At 67.9% G+C, this 529-nt stretch carries 1 protein-coding gene; it reads left to right on the forward strand.

The features are described from left to right. Positions 1 to 529 (forward strand): DUF222 domain-containing protein (locus ACSMFO_RS40250; protein WP_436462555.1); only part of this gene is annotated, 529 nt, incomplete at both ends.

Raw genomic sequence — 529 nt, forward strand, 5'->3', positions numbered from 1 at the left:
TCCCCGAGTTGCCGCAGGAGCTGTGGCGCGCCGGCAAGCTGGAGCTTGCCCATGGCGTGCAGCAGTCGTTGCAGCTGATTCGGATCGCGACCGCCTGTCTGGGGCGGTTCCTGGCGGAGATCGAGTCTCGGGGCGCCAAAGACTTGTACGGGCATGGCAGCACGGCGAGCTGGCTCGCCGAGATCGCGGGGTTGTCGCGGGGTGAGGCGGGCCCGATCGTGAAGCGCGCCATCGCGCTGAACCCCACCCGTGCTTTGGACGGCACCGAGGTTCCGCCGGTCGCTCCCGCCACTGCTGCCGTCGCCGCTCAGGGGTTGGTCGGGGATGAGCGGATCGATCAGATCCTGGAGATCCTGAAAAACCTCCCCGCCGACATTTCGGCTGAGGAGCGGGCGGGGGCGGAGCAGATCCTCGCCAATCTCGCCCCGAACGCCGGTCCGCGGCAGCTCGCCAAGGCCGAGGCGAACCTGCAAGGCTTGCTGAATCCCGACGGCAAGGAACCCAAAGATCCTGAGCCGAAGGAACCACG

It is taken from the genome of Amycolatopsis sp. w19 (genome assembly GCF_051373225.1).
GTDB classification, from domain to species: Bacteria; Actinomycetota; Actinomycetes; order Mycobacteriales; family Pseudonocardiaceae; genus Amycolatopsis; species Amycolatopsis japonica.